General features: G+C 69.5%; 20 protein-coding genes. 8 read left to right on the forward strand and 12 right to left on the reverse strand.

Going from position 1 to position 18217, the window contains the following annotated elements; all coding sequences use genetic code 11:
• Positions 1–109: 109 nt before the first annotated feature.
• From IFT55_RS06900 to gspL, 4 genes are all read right to left on the reverse strand, one after another.
• Positions 110–1336, reverse strand: a complete 1227-nt coding sequence (locus IFT55_RS06900; protein ID WP_192090368.1) for a type II secretion system F family protein — start codon at positions 1334–1336, stop codon at positions 110–112.
• Between the two features lie 145 nt (positions 1337–1481).
• Complete coding sequence (locus IFT55_RS06905) at positions 1482–2963, reverse strand: GspE/PulE family protein (protein WP_192090370.1); 1482 nt, start codon at positions 2961–2963, stop codon at positions 1482–1484.
• Positions 2960–3442 (reverse strand): type II secretion system protein GspM, encoded by a 483-nt coding sequence (gene gspM / locus IFT55_RS06910; protein WP_192090372.1) that lies wholly within the window; start codon positions 3440–3442, stop codon positions 2960–2962. Before gspM ends, IFT55_RS06905 begins: the two co-directional genes overlap by 4 nt.
• A complete protein-coding gene (gene gspL / locus IFT55_RS06915) occupies positions 3439–4530 on the reverse strand; it encodes a type II secretion system protein GspL (RefSeq protein ID WP_342029246.1) in 1092 nt (363 codons plus the stop codon). Before gspL ends, gspM begins: the two co-directional genes overlap by 4 nt.
• A gap of 34 nt (positions 4531–4564) precedes the next feature.
• Here gspL and gspG point away from each other — a divergent pair, with 34 nt between their 5' ends.
• The 5 genes from gspG to gspD are packed head-to-tail and all read left to right on the forward strand — an operon-like array spanning position 4565 to position 8837.
• Positions 4565–5050 carry a type II secretion system major pseudopilin GspG gene (gene gspG / locus IFT55_RS06920; protein WP_192090374.1) on the forward strand — a complete coding sequence of 162 codons (486 nt, stop codon included), beginning with the start codon at positions 4565–4567 and terminating at the stop codon, positions 5048–5050.
• A gap of 22 nt (positions 5051–5072) precedes the next feature.
• A complete protein-coding gene (locus IFT55_RS06925; protein WP_342029257.1) occupies positions 5073–5522 on the forward strand; it encodes a prepilin-type N-terminal cleavage/methylation domain-containing protein in 450 nt (149 codons plus the stop codon).
• Between the two features lie 2 nt (positions 5523–5524).
• Complete coding sequence (gene gspI, locus IFT55_RS06930; RefSeq protein ID WP_192090745.1) at positions 5525–5995, forward strand: type II secretion system minor pseudopilin GspI; 471 nt, start codon at positions 5525–5527, stop codon at positions 5993–5995.
• Positions 5992–6771, forward strand: a complete 780-nt coding sequence (locus IFT55_RS06935; protein ID WP_192090378.1) for a type II secretion system protein N — start codon at positions 5992–5994, stop codon at positions 6769–6771. Before gspI ends, IFT55_RS06935 begins: the two co-directional genes overlap by 4 nt.
• An 11-nt stretch (positions 6772–6782) precedes the next feature.
• Entirely contained in the window at positions 6783–8837 is a 2055-nt protein-coding gene (gene gspD, locus IFT55_RS06940) for a type II secretion system secretin GspD (protein ID WP_342029247.1), read from the forward strand.
• On the opposite strand, the gene IFT55_RS06945 is transcribed toward gspD, so the two are convergent.
• The 4 genes from IFT55_RS06945 to IFT55_RS06960 form a co-directional block, all read right to left on the reverse strand.
• A complete protein-coding gene (locus IFT55_RS06945; RefSeq protein WP_192090380.1) occupies positions 8831–9895 on the reverse strand; it encodes an alpha/beta fold hydrolase in 1065 nt (354 codons plus the stop codon). The genes gspD and IFT55_RS06945 overlap by 7 nt on opposite strands.
• Positions 9896–9943: 48 nt before the next feature.
• A complete protein-coding gene (locus tag IFT55_RS06950) occupies positions 9944–10570 on the reverse strand; it encodes a hypothetical protein (protein ID WP_192090382.1) in 627 nt (208 codons plus the stop codon).
• Positions 10567–10839: a PadR family transcriptional regulator gene (locus IFT55_RS06955; RefSeq protein WP_192090384.1), complete on the reverse strand. Its 273-nt coding sequence runs from the start codon at positions 10837–10839 to the stop codon at positions 10567–10569. Before IFT55_RS06955 ends, IFT55_RS06950 begins: the two co-directional genes overlap by 4 nt.
• 286 nt (positions 10840–11125) lie before the next feature.
• Positions 11126–13618 carry a PhoX family protein gene (locus IFT55_RS06960; protein ID WP_192090386.1) on the reverse strand — a complete coding sequence of 831 codons (2493 nt, stop codon included), beginning with the start codon at positions 13616–13618 and terminating at the stop codon, positions 11126–11128.
• A 164-nt stretch (positions 13619–13782) separates the two neighbouring features.
• Between IFT55_RS06960 and IFT55_RS06965 the strand changes: the two genes are divergently transcribed.
• The 3 genes from IFT55_RS06965 to IFT55_RS06975 are packed head-to-tail and all read left to right on the forward strand — an operon-like array spanning position 13783 to position 15220.
• On the forward strand, positions 13783–14376 hold the full coding sequence (locus IFT55_RS06965) for a hypothetical protein (protein WP_192090388.1): 594 nt from the start codon (positions 13783–13785) through the stop codon (positions 14374–14376).
• Complete coding sequence (locus IFT55_RS06970; protein ID WP_192090389.1) at positions 14373–14822, forward strand: hypothetical protein; 450 nt, start codon at positions 14373–14375, stop codon at positions 14820–14822. Before IFT55_RS06965 ends, IFT55_RS06970 begins: the two co-directional genes overlap by 4 nt.
• Positions 14810–15220, forward strand: coding sequence for a hypothetical protein (locus IFT55_RS06975; protein ID WP_342029248.1), 411 nt, complete (start codon positions 14810–14812; stop codon positions 15218–15220). Before IFT55_RS06970 ends, IFT55_RS06975 begins: the two co-directional genes overlap by 13 nt.
• Positions 15221–15227: 7 nt before the next feature.
• On the opposite strand, the gene IFT55_RS06980 is transcribed toward IFT55_RS06975, so the two are convergent.
• Genes IFT55_RS06980 through modA form a run of 4 tightly spaced genes read right to left on the reverse strand, consistent with a single transcriptional unit; the run spans position 15228 to position 18064 of the window.
• On the reverse strand, positions 15228–16007 hold the full coding sequence (locus IFT55_RS06980) for a hypothetical protein (RefSeq protein WP_192090392.1): 780 nt from the start codon (positions 16005–16007) through the stop codon (positions 15228–15230).
• Positions 16004–16624 (reverse strand): ATP-binding cassette domain-containing protein, encoded by a 621-nt coding sequence (locus IFT55_RS06985; protein WP_192090395.1) that lies wholly within the window; start codon positions 16622–16624, stop codon positions 16004–16006. Before IFT55_RS06985 ends, IFT55_RS06980 begins: the two co-directional genes overlap by 4 nt.
• The gene (gene modB, locus IFT55_RS06990) at positions 16614–17303 is read right to left on the reverse strand and encodes a molybdate ABC transporter permease subunit (protein WP_192090402.1); all 690 of its coding nucleotides are present in this window, start codon (positions 17301–17303) and stop codon (positions 16614–16616) included. Before modB ends, IFT55_RS06985 begins: the two co-directional genes overlap by 11 nt.
• Positions 17303–18064: a molybdate ABC transporter substrate-binding protein gene (modA, locus tag IFT55_RS06995; protein WP_192090404.1), complete on the reverse strand. Its 762-nt coding sequence runs from the start codon at positions 18062–18064 to the stop codon at positions 17303–17305. The genes modB and modA overlap by 1 nt, the downstream gene beginning before the upstream one ends.
• Positions 18065–18217: the final 153 nt, after the last annotated feature.

Here is an 18217-nt window from a genome sequence, read left to right on the forward strand (position 1 = left end):
TTACCCGGTCCGTATCAAGCATCGTGGCAGTCGTTCGATACGGCATTTCGACAAGCGCGATGGCACGCACGATACGCGGTCACACCGTATGTCACCACGTGCCGATCCGTCAGACCGATACCAGATTGTTCAGGTTGATGATCGGCAACAGGATCGCCAGCACCATCATCAGCACCAGCCCGCCCATCAACAACAGCACCATCGGTTCGACCAGCGCGACCAGCGTCGCGACCAGTGCGTCCAGCTCGCGTTCCAGTTCCCCCGACGCGCGGTCGAGCGCGGGGGCCAGCCGTCCCGACGTTTCCCCGCTGGCGACGATCGCGACGAGCATCGACGGGAACACCTCCGCCTCGGCCATCGCCGCTCGCAGCGACAATCCTTCGCGTACCCGTGCAGCGACGGTCAGCGCCTTGTCGCGGACGAAGCGGTTGGGCGTGACGGCGGCGGCGGCATGCAGAGCCTCGACCAGCGGCACCGCGCTGCCGACCAGCGTCGCCAGACTGCCGGCAAAGCGCGCGGCGTTATGCTGACGGCTGAACCGGCGGAACGGCGCGCGCTCCGCCAGCCGCCGGTCGAGCCGCAGCCGGTTGGCCGGCACGCGCAGCCAGCGCCCCGCCACGACGAACAGGATCAGCCCGGCGACCAGCACGTACAGCCCGTAATTCTGGACGAATGCCGAAATCGCGATCAGCGCGCGCGTTAGGAATGGCAGTTCCGCCCCGCGCGACACGAACACACGTACGATATCGGGCACGACATACACCATCAGCAGCACCATCATGCCGAAACTGACGGTGGCGAGCAGCGCGGGATACAGCAGCGCCAGTTGCATCTTCTGGCCATTGGCCTGCCGCGTCTCGACGAAGTTGGCGAGGTGGCTCAACACGTCGGGTAGCCGCCCCGACTGTTCGCCCGCCGCCACCGATGCACGGTAGAATTCGGGGAATGCCTTCGGATGCCGCGCCAGCCCCTGTGCGAAGCTGCGCCCGTCGAGAATCGCGGCGCGCACGTCGAGCAGCAGCGCGTTGACCGCCGGACTGTCCGCCTGGTTCGCGACCAGCCGCAGCGATTCCTCGATCGAGATATCCGATCCGACCAGCGTCGAAATCTGCCGCGTCAGCGTCGCCAGCGCCTTGGCCGACACGCCCCGCCGGAACAGCCGGGGAAGCTGGATACTGCCGAGTTTCGGCCCCTTTTCGCCGGTTTCCTCGACCGACAGCGGCAATTCCCCCCGGTCGCGCAATCGCGCACGAGCATCGGCGGGGCTGGACGCCTCGATCACGCCCTTCACGGTCGCACCGGTGCGCGACGCGGCGCGATAGCTATAGGCGGTCACTGCCCGCTACCCCCGTCGATCCATCCTGTTTGGTTCGAGTAGCGATCGAGCGTAGTCGAGACCGCGTGTCGAGAACGGCTCGCCCGGCGGAACCCCGTTCCCGACAGGCTCGAACCGAACGAAGTCGGAGAAAGGAAAAGCGCGCTCACCCCTCGTCCCGCACGACGCGCGCGACTTCCTCGACCGTCGTGACCCCCGCCTTCACCTTCGCCACGCCGTCGTCCAGCAGCGACGGGTTCGCCAGCCGCGCCGCGCGTTCCAGATCGGCTTCGGACGCGCCGTTGTGGATCATCGCCTGCAACCGGTCGTCGACCGCGATCACTTCGTACACGCCCGCGCGCCCGCGATAGCCTTCGTTATGGCACGCCTCGCACGCACCGCGCCGCCACAGCTTCTTGCCCGCCCGGATCGCCCCGCCCAGCAGCACCGCGTCCGCCTCCGTCGCGCGATCCTGCCACCGGCACTGACCGCATAATCGACGCACCAACCGCTGCGCCACCAACCCAACCACCATCGGCGCAAGCAGATAGCGTTCGACCCCCATGTCGATCAGACGCGTGACCGATCCGATCGCAGTGTTGGTGTGCAGCGTCGACAGCACAAAATGCCCCGTCATCGACGACCGCACCGCCGTCTGCGCGGTTTCCTGATCGCGGATTTCGCCGACCATGATGACGTCGGGGTCCTGCCGCAGGATGGCGCGGAGGCCGCGGGCGAAGGTCATGTCGGTGCGCGGATTGACCTGTGTCTGCGCGATTCCCGACAGTTCGTATTCGATCGGGTCTTCCACCGTCATCACGTTGCGACGGCGATCGTTCAGTCGGGTAAGCGCGGTGTACAGCGTCGTCGTCTTGCCCGATCCGGTCGGTCCGGTGACCAGCAGCAACCCGTGCGGCCGTTCCAGCAGCCGCGTGAACACCCCTTCGTCCCGCTCGCTCATGCCGAGGCTGGCGAGGTCGAGCGTCATCCCGCCGCGCTCCAGCAGCCGCAGCACCACCCGTTCGCCATGCTGCGTCGGCATGGTCGATACGCGGGCGTCGACGTCGTGCCCGCCGATGCGCAACGTCACGCGGCCGTCCTGCGGCGTGCGGCGTTCGGCGATGTCGAGTTTCGCCATCACCTTGATCCGGCTGACCAGCAGCGGGGCGAGCGCACGCGGCGGTTCGACGATGTCGCGCAGCACGCCGTCGATGCGGAAACGGACGACCAGCCGCTTTTCCTGCGTCTCGACATGCACGTCGGACGCGCCTTCCTTGATCGCTTCGAGCAGCAGCGCGTTGATGAGCCGGATGACGGGCGAGTCGTCGCGTGCGTCGAGCAGGTCGTCGACCGCCGCCGCGCTGTCGGCCAGCGCCGCCAGATCGTTCTCGGCGATCTCGATATCGGCAGCGGTGCTGGCGCTGCCGCCATAGCCGGACTGCAACGCCGCATCGAACGCCGCATCGTCGACCGCGACGAACGCGATGCCCGGCGCGATCCGCTGTACCTCCAGCATCGCGTCGAGCGTCGCGTCGGGGCGGTGGACGCACTCCATCCCGCCCGCGCCTTGACGGATCAGCACCCCGCCGCGCCGGGCATAGCCATAGGGCAGACGGACCGGTTCGGCGCGCAGCAGCGTGTCGGTCATGCGCCGAACTCGACGGTGCCGTTGACGCGGCCCGATGCCGATCCGCGTTGCAGCGTCACTCGACGCACCCCCAGCGTGCTGGTCCGCGCGACGTCGTTCAGCCACGTGACCACGGCCGGATAGGGCGCATCGACCAGCGTCGCGGTGACGCCGCCGCCGGTCGCGGCCAGCGTCGGCTGCAATCCGGCAGCGGTCGCGGCGGTGGCGACGATCGTCTGCGGTGGGCCGGCGGCCTGGACAGGCGGCGCGGTTTCCAGCCGACCGGCAGCACGGATGCGCGCCATCAACGTTTCCGCCTGCCGGATATCGGCGCGCGCCTGCGCGCGCGATGCCTGTACCGGTTTGACCACGCCATAGACCAGCACCACCCCGGCCAGCAGCGCGGCGAGCGTACCGACCAGCACGCGTTCGCGCTGCGACAGCCCCTGCCACCATGTGTCGAACCGGGCCAGCGCCCGCTCGATCCGCATGCGGTTCATGCGCCGCGCGCCGTGATGCGCAGCCCGCCGCCGGGCGCGGGCGCGACCTGCGCCGCGACGCCCGCCGCCGACAGTGCCGCGCGCAGACGGTCGGCGATGCCGGTTTCGGGCGAATCGAGATCGATCGTCAGTGCCTCCCCTTCGAATGCCATCGTCCGCACCGCCAATGCGGGACCGATCGGGGCCAGCGCACCCGATACCCGCGCCAGCAGCGGGACGAATCGGTTGCTGCCGGTCGGGCGCGGCAACAGATCGGCGACGCGCGTCGTGAAATCGTCGCCACCGGTCGGTACGCCCGGTGCCGTCGTTACCACCAGTTGCTGGAGCGCCGCCTGCCGCCGGTCGGCGATCCGCCGCAGCATCAGCGTATCGCCGACCGCGATCACGCCATGCGCTACCGCCGCCAGCGCCAGGATCATCGCGACCTTGCGCGCCGTGCTGGGCCACGCGCCGCGCCGCCGCGAATATATGCCCTGCCGCAGGTCGATCGGCGCGGCGGCCACGCGTTCCGACACCGGCACGGGCGGGAATGCGGCCCCCCTCCCCGTCATGACCAGCGGCAACGGATCGCCCACCGCCTGTGCGGGCGGCCGCCCCGCCGCCTCCCACGCCGCGACCAGCATCGGCAACGGCACGGCAAAGCCCGTACCGTCGGCGGCGCGGACCAGCGCGCGCGCGCCCGTCACCTCGACGCTCCAGCCCTCGACCGGCGCGGGCAGCGCCAGCGCGTCGGGAACGAACGCCGCCGATCCGATCCCCGCCGCATCGGCGATCGCGATCCATTCGACCATCCGTGCGTGGCGGACCACCCCGACCAGATAGCGCCGGTCGCCGATCGCATCGCCCAGCGTCAGGTGTACGGCATCGACCGGATCGGCGATCCGGTCCTCGACCGCGAACGGCAATGCCGCCAGCCGCTTCGCCCGGCTGGGCAGCGGCAGGTCGACGCCGAGCAGCAGCACCGCCTCTGCCGGCACGAGCAAGGTTGCGGGTCCGGCGGCATCGACTATGATCGCACGACCGCCCGCGATCGCCCACACGCCGGCGGCGGGGGCGGGCGAACCGGCGGAAGCGGGTTCGACTGTCACAATGGCTTCATCGTGTGGACGCATTGGGGCGTGGATGCGCATCTTATTCCGAAAGTTTCATGACACCTTCGCAGCCAACCGCGCTGCCCGCAAGGTTTCTGTCCCCGACGATCAGGCGGGGCTGACGCTGGTCGAGATGATCGTGGTGCTGGCGATCATCGCACTGGTCGCCGCATTGATCGTGCCCAACGTCATCAACCGGCCCGATCAGGCACGGGTGACGACCGCAGGCACCGACCTGCGATCGATCGGCGGCGCGCTGAAAATGTACCGGCTCGACAATGGCGATTACCCGACGACCGAACAGGGGCTGAAGGCGCTGGTCGAAAAGCCGACGTCGCCACCGCTGCCCGGCGCCTACCCGCCTGACGGCTATCTGTCGCAGATGCCGCAGGACCCATGGGGCAACCCCTATGTGTACGAATCGACCGGCGGCCGCTTCGCGATCAAGTCGCTCGGCAAGGACGGCAAGCCCGGCGGCACCGATCTGGACGCGGATATCGACGGACAGACACGCTGAGGTGACGCAATCCCCCCGCCGCGTGCCCGTATCGCAACGGGGCATGACCCTGATCGAAATGCTGATCGTCCTTGCCATCATCGGCGTGGCGGCGGGGGCGGTGACGCTGGGCATCGGCGCCGCCACGCGCGCGCCCAATGTCGAGGCGGAGGCGCGGCGGCTGGCGACGCGGTTGCAGGCGGCGGCGGACGACGCGATGCTCGGCGACCAGCTGATCGCGCTGACCATCGAACCGCATGGTTATGGCTTTGCCCAGATGGGCGCGAAGGGTCTCGTTCCGCGCACCGACGACGCGCTGGCGTTCCACACCCTGCCCGGCGGCATGACGATGACGCTGTCGATCCCCGCGCCGGTCATCCTCGGCGTCGACGGCACCGGACAGGCGATGTCCGCGACGATCGTGGGCGGCGACCAGTCGTGGCGTGTCGACTATGACGGCGTGACCGCGCTCGCGACGAAGGTGGCGGCGTGACCATGACTTCGTTTGGCACCGTGGACGATCCGGCGCATGGTGGACCGTCGACGGGGCGGCCCCCGCGCCACGTACCGCCCGAAGCGGCAACCCCGCTCGGGCGATGCTGCGGGGACGGCGAATCGAATGCGGGTTTTTCGCTGATCGAGGCGATGGTGGCGCTGGCGGTGCTGGCGATCGCCACGGTAGGGCTGATGGGCGCGGTGGAGCAGCATATCGATTCGACCCGTGGCGTCGAACGGCGTGCGATCGCGATGTGGGTGGCCGAAAACCGGCTCGCCGATCTGGAAGTGGGGACGCCGGAAGCGAATGGAGATCGGGTCGACATGCTGGGGCGCAACTGGACCGTGGCGGTGAGGCGCATCGCCACGTCCGACCCCGCGCTCGACCGGGTGACGATCGAGGTCGCCGCCACCGGCGAAACCGCGCCGCTCGCCCGGCTCGACGGATTCCTGCGCGGGGACGGCGCATGATCGTGCTGCAACGGCTGCGCTCGCCGGGCCGCGCGATCGACCTGCTGGCGGGCGTGGCGATCGTCTCGGTCGCGTTCGCGCTGGCCGGGCTGGTGTGGCGGATGGCCGGCCATGCCGATACCGGGGCGATCACCGTGCCGTCGGCGGCCCGTGCGCGCAGCGTCGCGATCGACCCCGCCCCCGCACTGGCATGGAGCCCGTTCGGCAGCCCGACCGCCGCCGACGCAACTGCCGCGACATCGATCCAGGCGGTGCTGAAAGGCGTCGTCTTCGCGCGTCCCGCCGAACTGTCGACCGCGTTCGTCGCGATCGGCAATGAACCTGCCAAACCGGTCCGGGCGGGCGACGCGGTCGCTGGCGCGACGATCACCGAAATCCGTCGCGACCGCATCATCCTGAACAATGGCGGGCGGCTGGAATATCTGGCCTTCCCCGATCCGTTCGGTCTGGCGACGCCCGCGCCGGGCACCGCCGCCCCGCCCGCACCGGGCCAGCCCGCGCCGCCGCAGCCGCAGCCCGCCGCCGCCACCCCGCCCGGCGCGCAGGCGGTGCTGTCGCGGCTCAATGCTACACAGGTGCCCGGCGGCTATGCGGTCGGGGCCAACCCGCCGCCCGGCATGCGCGCGGGCGACGTCGTGCAATCGGTCAACGGCGCGGCCATGACCGACCAGTCGGCGGTCAACGCCGCTATCGCCAGCGCCGGGATGACCGGACAGGCACAGGTCACCATTCTTCGCGACGGCAAGCCGATCACCGTCACCGTCCCCATCCGTTGAGGCTTTTGCACGTGCGCCATCCGATCCGTTCCGCGATCCTGCCCCTGATCCTCACCGCCACCAGCCTTTCCCCGCTGTCGGCGCAGCCGCAACAGGCGGCCGACATCGTCGTCAACATGCGCGGCGTCGAGATCGCTGACGTCGCCGACCAGATCAGCCGCATCACCGGCCGCACGCTGATCCTCGACCCGTCGGTCAAGGGACAGGTGACGGTGACCTCCGCCGAACCGCTCAGCCCGGCGGGCGTATGGGAATTGTTCCAGTCGGTGCTGCGCGCCAACGGGTTCGCCGCCGTCCGGTCGGGATCGGCATGGCGCATCATTCCGCAGGCGAATGCGGTGCGCGACGGCGGGGTGCGCGCGCGCGGCGTGGGCGGACAGGAACTGACGACGCGCATGGTCCGCCTGTCCAACGTCCCGTCCGCTGATGCCGCGCGCATCGTCCGCCCGCTGGTCGCCAGTTTCGGCAGCGTCGAACCGCTGACCCAGCCCAATGCCATCGTCGTCACCGATTATGCCGACAATGTCCGCCGGATCGAGGCGCTGGCCCGTTCGCTCGACGGTGGCGGGGGATCGACCTTCACCACCATCACGCTCCAGAACGGCAATGCCGCCGACATCGCGACCGCGATGCAGGGCGTGCTGGGCGAAGGCGGCGCGCGCGTCGCGGGCGATGCGCGCAGCAATACCATCCTCGTGCGCGGCACCCCCGCCGCCGTCGCGGAGGCACGGCGCATCGCCCAGTCGCTCGACGCGCGCGGCGGCAACACCACCGCCACCCGCGTCTTCCGCCTCAACTATGCCGATGCCGAAAGCGTGACCGAAGTGCTGCGCGGCATCCTCGGACAGCAGCAATCGGCATCCAACCCGGTCGCGCGCAGCCTGTCGACGACGTCGCAGCGCAACAATGCCGGTGCCGCGCTGTCGGGGCTGATCGCCAATGGCGGGGCCAGCGCGGCGGGCCTCGCCGCCGTGTCCGGTGGCCTCGGCGGATCGGGTGTGGGCGGCACGGCAGGCATCACGCCGATCGGCCAGAACCAGCCGACGGCGACGCCGCAAGGGTTCACCGCGCCCGACATCACGGTCCAGCCCGCGCCCGACATCAACGCCGTGGTGGTGCGCGGCACGCCGACCGCGATCGCGCAGATCGAACGGCTGATCCCCGACCTCGACGTCCGCCGGCCGCAGGTGCTGATCGAGGCGGCGATCGTTGAGATATCGGGGACCGACGCCGAACAGCTCGCGGTACAGATCGGCACGGCGGGCGCGGCGCTCAACCGGGTCAGCGGGGTCGGCACCTCGTTCACCAACGGCGGCGCATCGCTCGGCCAGATCCTCAACGTGCTCGGCGTTCCCGCTGCGGGCCTGCTGACCGGCGGCCTGACGGGCAACTTCACCATCGGCAATGATTTCTCGATCCTGCTCCAGGCGCTCAGCACCTCGACCAAGGCGAACCTGCTGTCGACGCCGCAGATCACGACGCTCGACAACAAGCTGGGCGAGTTGGTGGTGGCACAGGAAGTGCCGTTCGTCACCGGATCGATCCTGACCGGCAACGGCACCGCCAACCCTTATACCACGATCGAGCGCAAGGACGTCGGCATTACGCTGCGCGTCATCCCGCGCATCAACGCGGGCGACACCATCCGGCTGGAAGTCAGCCAGGAAGCGTCGGCGCTGTCCCCGACCCAGCTCAACGCCGCCGCCGACCTGATCACCCAGAAGCGGTCGACCAGCACCACCGTGCTTGCCGACAATGGCCAGACGATCATGCTGGGCGGCCTGACCAGCGACGATTACAACCGCACGCGCAGCCAGGTGCCGATCCTCGGCAGCATCCCGATCCTCGGCGAACTGTTCAAGGGCCGCAACGAATCGCGCCAGAAGCGTACGCTGTTCGTCTTCTTGAAACCCACCATCCTGCGCGACGGTGCCGACGCGGCGGCGGCCGCCCGCAGCCGCTACGACCGCCTGCGCGGGGAAGAAGTGTTGCAGGGCGAAAAGCGCAGCCTGCTGCTCAATCCCCCCGCCCCGCGCCTGACGCTGGAGATCGACGGGATTTATTGACGGGGCGTCTTTCCCGGTGACAGCCGGGGCGTCAGCCACCGATCGATCAGGTCGATCGTCGCCGGATCGGATATCGGCCAGCCCTGATATTCGCGCTTGCCCGCCGCGGTCGTCACCAGCGGTTTGTAGGCGTGTTCGACCCCGGGCATCTGAACGATCGTCGCATCGGCGTTGCCGCGCAGCGCGACCTGTGCGGCGGGCATCGCCAGTCGGCTGGATACGACCGTATCGTCGGCGGCGAAGACGGCCAGTACCGGCGCCTTGACCCGCGCCAACACATCACCCGCCGCGACCGTGTAGAGCGACGACGTTGCCGGGTCGCCCAACGTGCGTACCGCGCCATCGGCCTGTTCGCGGGACCATCCGGCGGCCATGAACGCTTCGCCGACCGCGATCCGGTCGGCAGCGATCGACTCCGGCGGGGCGGCGGTGGTCAATCCACCCAGATAGCGGCGGGTCGCATCGAGGATCGGTGGAATGGCGTCGCCCTGCATGCCCGATGTCGCGAGTTTCTCCCGCATTTCGTCGAGGAACAGCACCCCTCGTTCCCCGGCGGGGGCGGACATCGTCACGACCGCAGCGATCGGCGGACCATCGACGGCGAGCGCCGGACCGATCACCCCGCCCTGGCTCACCCCCAGAACGGCGATCCGGGCCGGATCGATGACGTCCTGTCGGGAACGTAGATAGGCAAGCACCGCACCCGCATCACGCTGCGCCACGTCCATCGCATCCACGAACGTGCCGGTCGACTTGCCGATGCCGCGCTTGTCGAAGCTGAGCGTCGCGATGCCGCGCGCCAGCAACCGCTTTTCCAGCAACGGGTAGATGCCGTGCGGCGACGGCCCGCCCCCGCCCAGCAGCAGCACGACCGGCGGCCGCTGTGTGTCCGCCGGGGGCAGTTGCAGTTCTCCGGCGAGCACGACGCCGGGATCGGACGCGATGCGAACCTGTTCGATACGGGGCGCAACCGATGTCACCGGTCGCGCCGATACCGGCTGGACGCCCGGCGAAACCGCTGTCCACAACGCCACGACGAATGCCGTTCTGCCGATCATGCTTCCCTCCTGTCGATTTCATCATGCCGCGTGGTCGACGCCACACGATCAATGTCGATGCAGCGACCTGTCCTCCGCTTCGTCCGGCAGTTCGCCATGCCACCGGACGAGGATCGTGACCGTCGCCAGTTCGATGCCGATCGCGATCGCCTGCGGCAGCGCACAGGGGTCGTAGAGGAACAGGATGCCGGTAAAGGCGATCATCGTCGCCATCATCGCCGCGCCGAGCCGCCCGAGCATCGCCACCCGTGCCCAGTCACGCTCCAGCATCCCCCACGCCATCGCGACATGGCCGCCGCCCAGCAGCCCGGTCAGCAACACCAGCCACGACAGCCCGCCCCGGTTGGCGTCGTTGACCGGCGTGACCGGCCAACCGCTGATCCCGTCGAGCGTCAGATAGGGATACCCCAGCGCCGCACTCCACACCAGCAACGCCGCCATCGGCACCACCACACCAACCGCAAGGATATGCGCCGCCAGCGCGAAGCGTCCCTCCGGCTGCGCGACCAGCTCGCGTCCTGCCGCCAGCAGGCAGCCGGCGGCGAAGCCCAGCGGCTTGCCGGCATCGGCCGCGACGAAAAACTCCGCGCGCATCGCCGCTGCCCATTCGCGGCGCGCAGGTCCGAGACAATGTTCGCTCAACCTCATGATCGCGCGGGCGACGACGATCCTCATGCCGTCACCGGCATCGCATTGGGTTGCGGTGCATCGGGTTCGATCGTCCGCGCCAGCGCCAGTCCAGCGCCGGTCAGGCGATAGGCGTGACGCGGCGGCCGGCCCGGCTGGGTGGGCGCATGCCATTCCGCCTCGACCAACCCCTGATCGCACATCCGCATCAACAGCGGATAGAGCGTTCCCGACAACACCCCGCTCTCCTTCATCAGGTCATAGCCATATCGCCATCGGACCGGTTGCGCCGATAACAGCGCCAGCAGGCTGCGCATCTGTTTGGAAGGGCGACGATTACGGGCCATCCGCAAAAATAAACATATGTAGATTTAAGAGTCAACGGCGATGTCGTGGCGTTCGGGACGCCGGGTTTCATACCGCCCTTCCAACCGTTTCGGTCGCATCGTCAGCCTACCGTTCCGTCGTCCCTCTCGGGTTCATCAGGGCACGGCGTATCCAGCCGGCAAGCGTCGTGTTCACGCATTTCCTGCCACAGGAACGACAACGGGCGGCGGTCTTGTCGACCGCCGCCCGCCGCTTTCCGCCGAAGCGTTCGTGCCTTTACAGCGCCACCACGCCGCCGTCGTTCTTGGTGATCACCACCGTCGACGATCGCGGACGGCTTCCCGCCGTCGTTGCCGGCCAGATGCTGGTCATGTTGCTCAGATTGCCATTCTCACCCGGATGCTGGATGTTGACGAACAGCGACCGGCCATCGGGTGTCGAATCCACGCCGGTGATCTCGCACCCGGCGGGACCGACGAGGAAGCGGCGCAGCGTCGTGCCCGGTGCCTTGCCGACGCGGGTGGTGGCGGTGCTGGTCGCCGATACGCCGGTGTTGGTGATCGTCCGCGTGCCGCCGTCGCCGACGACGCCCGGCATCGCCGCCAGCATCATGCAGTTGGTCACGTCGGTGAACGCGCCGTCGTCGGTCTGAACCCACAGGACCGGCGTCACCTGCCCACTGGCGTTCGACGCACGTCCGAACCACAGCCCGTCGGGGCTGGAGAAATCGTTGGTGGCGTCGAGCGACGACAGGTTGATGTTGGCGGCATCGAGGTCCGAACCGGCACCGAACGCATACACGTCCCACGTAAAGGCGGTCGCTTCCGTCGTGTCGCCGCGTTCACGCAGGCGGACGATGTGGCCGTTGGCGTTGCCGGTCGACCGCGAAGTGCTGTTGATCCGCGGATCGATGTAGGAACGCGGGTTGGCCGCATCGACCTGTGCCGGCGCACGCGACGAATTGTTGGTCAGCGTGCAGTACATCTCGCCGGTCGCCGGATTGACCGCCGTCCATTCGGGACGATCCATCCGCGTCGCCCCGACGGCATCGCCCGCCAGCCGGCAATGCGTCAGCACGTCGGCCTGATCGGCGAAGGGATAGAGCCCGTTCGATGCGTTCAGTCCGTTCTGGCCATGGACCAGCGCGATCCATTCGCCCGATCCGTCGGCGTTGAATTTCGCCACGTACAGCGTGCCGGCATCAAGATACTTGTCGCCGATCGCAAGGCGGTTCGCCGCAGTCGCATCGGCGGTGGCCCATGCGGTGTTCGACACGAACTTGTAGATATATTCGTTCTGCGCGTCGTCGCCCATGTAGAAGGCGGGCTTGATCCCGGCAAACACGCGGCCCGGCCAGCAGCCTTCGTGGTTCATCCGGCCCAGCGCGGTACGCTTGCGCGGGGTCGCGGCGGGATCATAGGGATCGATCTCGACGCACCACCCATACTGATTGGGTTCGTTGCGGAAGTCGCCGGTGCCGTTCGCCGGCTGCGATGCGTTGGTGGTCGCGTTGAGCTTGCCGATCAGCGTCTGGCCGGCCGCCGCTTCTGCCGCCGTGGTCCACCGGTAATTGCCCGCCCGCAGTGCATCGCCGCCGCCGGTGTTCAGGCCGTAGCGCGTGAACGCCTGCACCGCCTTCGCCCCCAGTGCCGCCGTGCGGCGGGCATTGTCGCCCGCGTCGCGGCGGAAGTACCCCGCCCAATTCTCCTCGCAAGTCAGATACGTGTTCCACGGCATCATGCCGTTGGCGCAGTTGTTGATCGTGCCGCGCCCGGCGGTGCCGTCGGGCGAATAGGCGGTGAACAGCAACGGGCTACCCTTCACCGGGCCGCTGAACGCCATCGGCGTGAACGGGGTAACGCGACGGTTGAGGGGCGATGCTTGGACATAGCTCCAGGTGCCGTTCGAAGCACGGGTGACCTCGACCACCGACACGCCGTGGCACTCCATTTCCTTCACGACTTCCGCCGTGACGCGGACCGGACCGTCCGTCACGCCATTGGGATGGAGATATTGTTCCGAGATATTCTCGTGGTTCATCACCAATACGCCACGCGTCGAATTGGTCGCATCGGGCGTGGTGCCGGTCGCGGCGAGGCCGAAGAAGCTCATGCCGTCATGATGATCGCCGGCCCGCGCCGAAAACCCGGTGTCGGTGCCGTTATTGGCATAGGCCGGCGTCGCGGCGTTCAGCGGATCGCCAAGGCGGTACAGCACCGTGGCGGTATAGCCCGCCGGCACGGTCAGCGCGTCGGCTAGGCTCTTGGGCACGGCGGCGAAGCCCAGCGTCGCGGGCGATACGGCCACCGTCAGATCGGTCGTGCTGGCGGCACCCTTCGCATCGGTCGCCGAATAGCGGAAGACGAGGTTGGTCGTCGCGGTCACCGACGGCGCGATGAACGTTGCGGTCCCGGTATTGGCACCCGACAGTGCGACGGTCGGTCCCGATACCTGCGTGAACGCCTGGCTGACGATGGCATTGTCGTCGGTCACCGTCCCGGTCAGCGTCACGACGCGGCCCGCGCTGGTCGCGCCGGTCGACGTCCCTGCGACCACCGGCGGGGTGTTGTCGATCCCGTCGGCCTTGTCGTCGCATGCCGCCAGCAGCGCGCCGCCGAACACCGCGACCGCTGCGGTCGATGCACCACCGCGCAGCGCCTGCCGCCGCGAATAACGCTGATCGACCAGATCCTGAAGGCTCAGCCCCTGGCTGGGGTTGGTTTCGATATCGCCATCGTCATAGCCGATGGTCAGGTCGTTGCTCGCCATGAAATACCCCGTGCTTGCGGACGCCGGCTGTGTCGGTCGTCCCTCCGCCGTCCGCGTTGGCGTATCGACGCGACAACCGGATTGCGTTTCCGCGACGGTTCGATGGCGGATCGAAGACGGTTCGATGACTCGCTTGTGCCGCCCCGGCGCGCGGGGCTAGGGCGATGGCGATGGTCGCCGATCCCCGCCCCGCCGACGATATGGCCCAACCCGGCCCCAGTCTGGTCGGGCAGATCGTTGCCGCCGCACGCCGGTCGCGCGGTTTGGCGCCAACTGCCGGAGTCGATGCGACATTTCCCGCAAAGTCCCCGCCGCGTGCGGAACAGCGCACGCCGATCGACCGTGTCGGCGCAGCGGTCGCGCTGATGCTGATCGCCGCCCCGCTCGCCGTCTGGATCGATGCGGCATGGCTGACGCAGCGCGCACGCACCGCGACCGAAACGCTGTCGCGACAGGCCGCGCCGATCGCCGCCGCCCGTGCCGATGCCACCCTCGCCCGCCAGCAACTGGGCACGGCATGGACGCAGCCGACGACCGGCACGACGATCGAGGCGATCGCCCGTGCCCTGCCCGCCGATGCCGCGCTGCTGCGCGTCGAACGCCGCACGACCGGCCTGTTGTCGATCGAGGTCGCGGCACCCGATCCCGACCGGGTAAGTGCCGCGCTGCGCCGCGATCCGGCGTTGGCGGGACTGCGCGCCGTGTCGCAGACGCCGGGCGACGGCGGCATGCGCGTGACGCTGGAACAGCCGCGATGAGTCCCCGGCTTCCGCTGGTCGGCGCGCTGGTCGCAGTCCTTCTGTCCATACCCGCCGCGCGCGCGCTCGACGCCCTTGCCCGCGCGCGGGTCGACCATGCGAAGGCGCGGGCGACGGTAATGGCGGGAATGCCCGGCCCGGTGGCCATCGCCGGCGCGTTCCCCGCCGACGACGCGGCCGATGCTCGCGCACGCCTTGCCGCCCGCCTGCGCGGCGATGCGGCGCGCGGCGGCGTGCTGATCGAATCGCTGGTCAGCGATCCCGCCGCACCCGCGACTCTGGCCGTGCTGACGCTGCGCGCGTCCGGTCCCGAAAAGGCGGTGGTCGCGTTCGTCGACGCCCTCGAACGCAGCCCCCGCCCCGTGCGCATGGCGCAATGGCGGATGACGCCCACCCCCGGCGGCGTACGAATCGATGCAAGGGTCATCGCACCGTGGCGGGGATAGCGGCAAGCGACCGCGTCGTGCTGGCGCTCACCGCGCTGGCGGCGATCGCGCTGCCGGCGTGGCTGTTGCGGCCCCCCACCGTACCGGTCGACGTCGATCGCGACGCGCGCCCGCTCAGCCCGCCAACCGCGCCGCCGCCGTTGCGCGCCGCCTTCGCCCGCCCGCTGTTCGCCCCGCCCCCGGCCGATGCCGCGCCCGCCGACGCACCGCAGCTGCTGGGCGTGGTCGGGCGGCTAGGCCGCGACGCCGTCGCGCTGGTCCGCGGTGCGGCCGGCACGCGGTCGCTGGCCCCCGGCGACGCGATCGACGGCTGGCAGCTCCGCAGCCTCGCGATCGACGCGGCCTACTTTACCCGCGGCGGACAGACCGCCCGCGTTGCCGTGCCCGGCGGCGAGTGACCCGACCCTATTGATAGGTGGTGCGGATGCGCGTCTCGTTGCCCAACTTCCGGTTGGAAAGCGGCGGGAGATAGGCGTCACGCGTGGCCGACAGGGGCAGGACTGTCGGGGGGCCGCCGTCCGCCGCCACGGCGACTGCGCCCGCCAGCGGCTGTTCGGCCCAGTGGTAGAAGCCGAATGACTTGCTTGCACAGCCGCCGATCGCATCGAACACGCCGATCACTGGCATCGCCAGCACCGACGCCTTCGCCTTGGCCATCGACACCACGATCCGGCATTGCAGGCGCAGGTCGCCCAGCCGCCGGTCATTGATGCCGGTCCTGCCCGACAGCACGATCGGGCGCAGCGACATTCCGGATGGCTGCGCGGGCGCGGTCAGGAACCAGCGACCCTTGGGCACCGGTGCGAAGGCCGCGCGCCCGTCGCCATCGATCGTCGCCGGAACCTGCCGCCCGGCCGAATCGGTGAGGGCGAGGTTCAGCCCGTCGGCCCGCACCCGCTTCCCCCTGCGCCACAGTTCGAACCGCAGCACGCCCTGCGGCGACAGTTCGGCGTGATCGGCCGCGAACCGTGCCTGCGCCGCGCGAAGAACCTTGGCGTCGATGCGCAGCGGCCTGCGCCCCGTCACGACGATCTCCGATCCGTCGGGGTCGGCGTCGGTTTCCTGTGCCGCTGCCGGAACTGCCGGAACCAGTACCGCCCAGACCAACCAACCTATCCGCATCGCCGCGCTCCCGATCGTTTCGCATGCGAAATACACCGTGGATTGCGGCTGAACGATGGTCACATCGCGACGATCCGCGTCGCCAGCCGCTCCGCCTCCGCCGCGTCGTGCGTCACGTACAGGATCGGTACGCGCAGTGCATCGCGCAGCCGTTCGATCGCAGCCATCACCTCTTCGCGCCGCGCGCGGTCGAGCGACGACAGCGGTTCGTCCATCAACAGGAACCGCGCGCCCGACAACAGCGCCCGGCCGATCGCGACCCGCTTCGCCTCTCCGCCCGACAGCGTCGCCGGCCATCGATCGAGCAGCCTGCGCAGCCCCAGCAGCGCCACCGCATCGTCGAACCCGATCATCGGATCGCCCCGCCCCATGCCATAGCGCAGATTGGCCGCGACCCGGCGGTGCGGGAACAGGCGCGGTTCCTGAAACACATAGCCGCACCGGCGATGCCGCGTCGGCACGTCGATCCCCGCCGCCGCGTCGAACAGCGTCGTACCCCCTACCCGGACATGCCCGGCGGCGGGGCGGAGCAACCCGGCGACCATGTTGAGCACGCTCGATTTGCCGGCCCCGGACGGTCCGAACAGCACCGTCAGCCCGTCTTCGCGACCGTCATCGCCCACGACCACGCCGACGATCGCCTCGCCCAGCCGCACCGTGACGTTCAGGTCAAAGGACATGCACCTGCCGCCCCCCGCGCCGGACCAGCCATTCGGACAGGATCAGCGCAATCAACGACAGCGCGACCGACATCGCCGCCAGCCGCACCACGCTGTCCTCGCCTCCCGGCACCTGCAACGCGCTGTAGATCGCCAGCGGCAACGTCTCCGTCTCGCCCGGCACGTTCGACACGAAGCTGATCGTCGCGCCGAATTCGCCCAGTGCCCGGGCGAAACCCAGCACCATCCCCGCCAGCACGCCGGGCAGGCTGAGCGGCGCGGTGATGGTCCAGAACACCCGCGCCGGTCCAGCGCCCAGCGTCCGCGCCGCGCTTTCCAGCCGGCGGTCGACGCCCTCGATCGACAGCCGGATCGCGCGCACCATCAGCGGCAATGCCATGACCCCCGCCGCGATCGCGGCCCCGGTCCAGCGGAACAGCACGCCGACGCCGAACCATGTGTCCAGCAGCCCGCCCAGCGGACCTGCGGGCGCGAACGCCAGCAGCAACAGCCATCCGGTGACGACGGGCGGCAGCACCAGCGGCAGATGGACGATCGCGTCCAGCACGACCCGTCCGGGAAACCGCCCCCGCGCCAGCAGCCATGCCAGCGCATAGGCGACCGGCAGCGTGACCAGCATCGCCACCGACCCGATCTTGAGCGACAGCGCGACGATCCCCCATTCGGCGGCGTCGAGCATCAGCGCGCGGTGAACCCGTATCGCACGAAGATCGCCTTGCCCGCCCGCGACGTCAGGAACCGCCGGAACGCTTCGCCTTCCGGGTTACGCGACGCCTTTAGCCGTGCGATGGGATAGACGATCGGGGGATGGCTGCCCGCCGGGAACACGCCAGCCACGCGCACCTTCGCCGAAGCGCGGGCGTCGGTCGCATAGACGATGCCCAGCGGCGCGGCACCGCGTTCGACCAGCGCCAGCGCGGCGCGGACATTCTCCGCCCGCACGACCAGCGGTGCGACCTGCCGCCAGCCGCCCAGCCGTTCGAGCGCGGCTTTGCCATATCGCCCTGCCGGCACCGCGTCGGGATCGGCCATCGCGAGCCGCCCGCCGCCCAGTGCCCGACGCACGTCTACGCCGGGCCGCAACGCCACTCGCGTTGCGCTGCCAACGGGCGCGACCAGCACCAGCCGGTTGCCGAGCAGGTCGGCGCGCGTCCCCGGCGCCAGCAGTCCGCGCCGGGACAGATCGTCCATCCATTCGACGTCGGCCGACACGAACAGGTCGGCGGGCGCGCCCGCCGCCGCCTGTCGTGCCAGTGCAGAGCTTGCGGCGAAGGACACGACCGGACGCGGGTGCCCGGAACGCGCCCATGCATCGGCGGCGGCGTTCATCGATTCCTGAAGGCTGGCAGCGGCCAGCACGACCGCCGCGCGGCGTCCCTGCGCGATTGCGGGCATGGTCAGGCCCAGCCACAGGGCAATGCTCAGCAGCAGTCGGATCATCGCACGCTCCAGCCGGTCGCAGCCCGTATAGAACGCACCAGCGTCCACGGGCAATGACCGGGTCGGCGTACGGAAATTCGGATGGCGCTTCTGACCATACCCGATCAACGAAAAACAAGACCGAAAAGCGATCCTTCCGCGAACAGTCCCGGT

This window comes from Sphingomonas sp. CFBP 13720 (genome assembly GCF_014842075.1).
Classification (GTDB): Bacteria; Pseudomonadota; Alphaproteobacteria; order Sphingomonadales; family Sphingomonadaceae; genus Sphingomonas.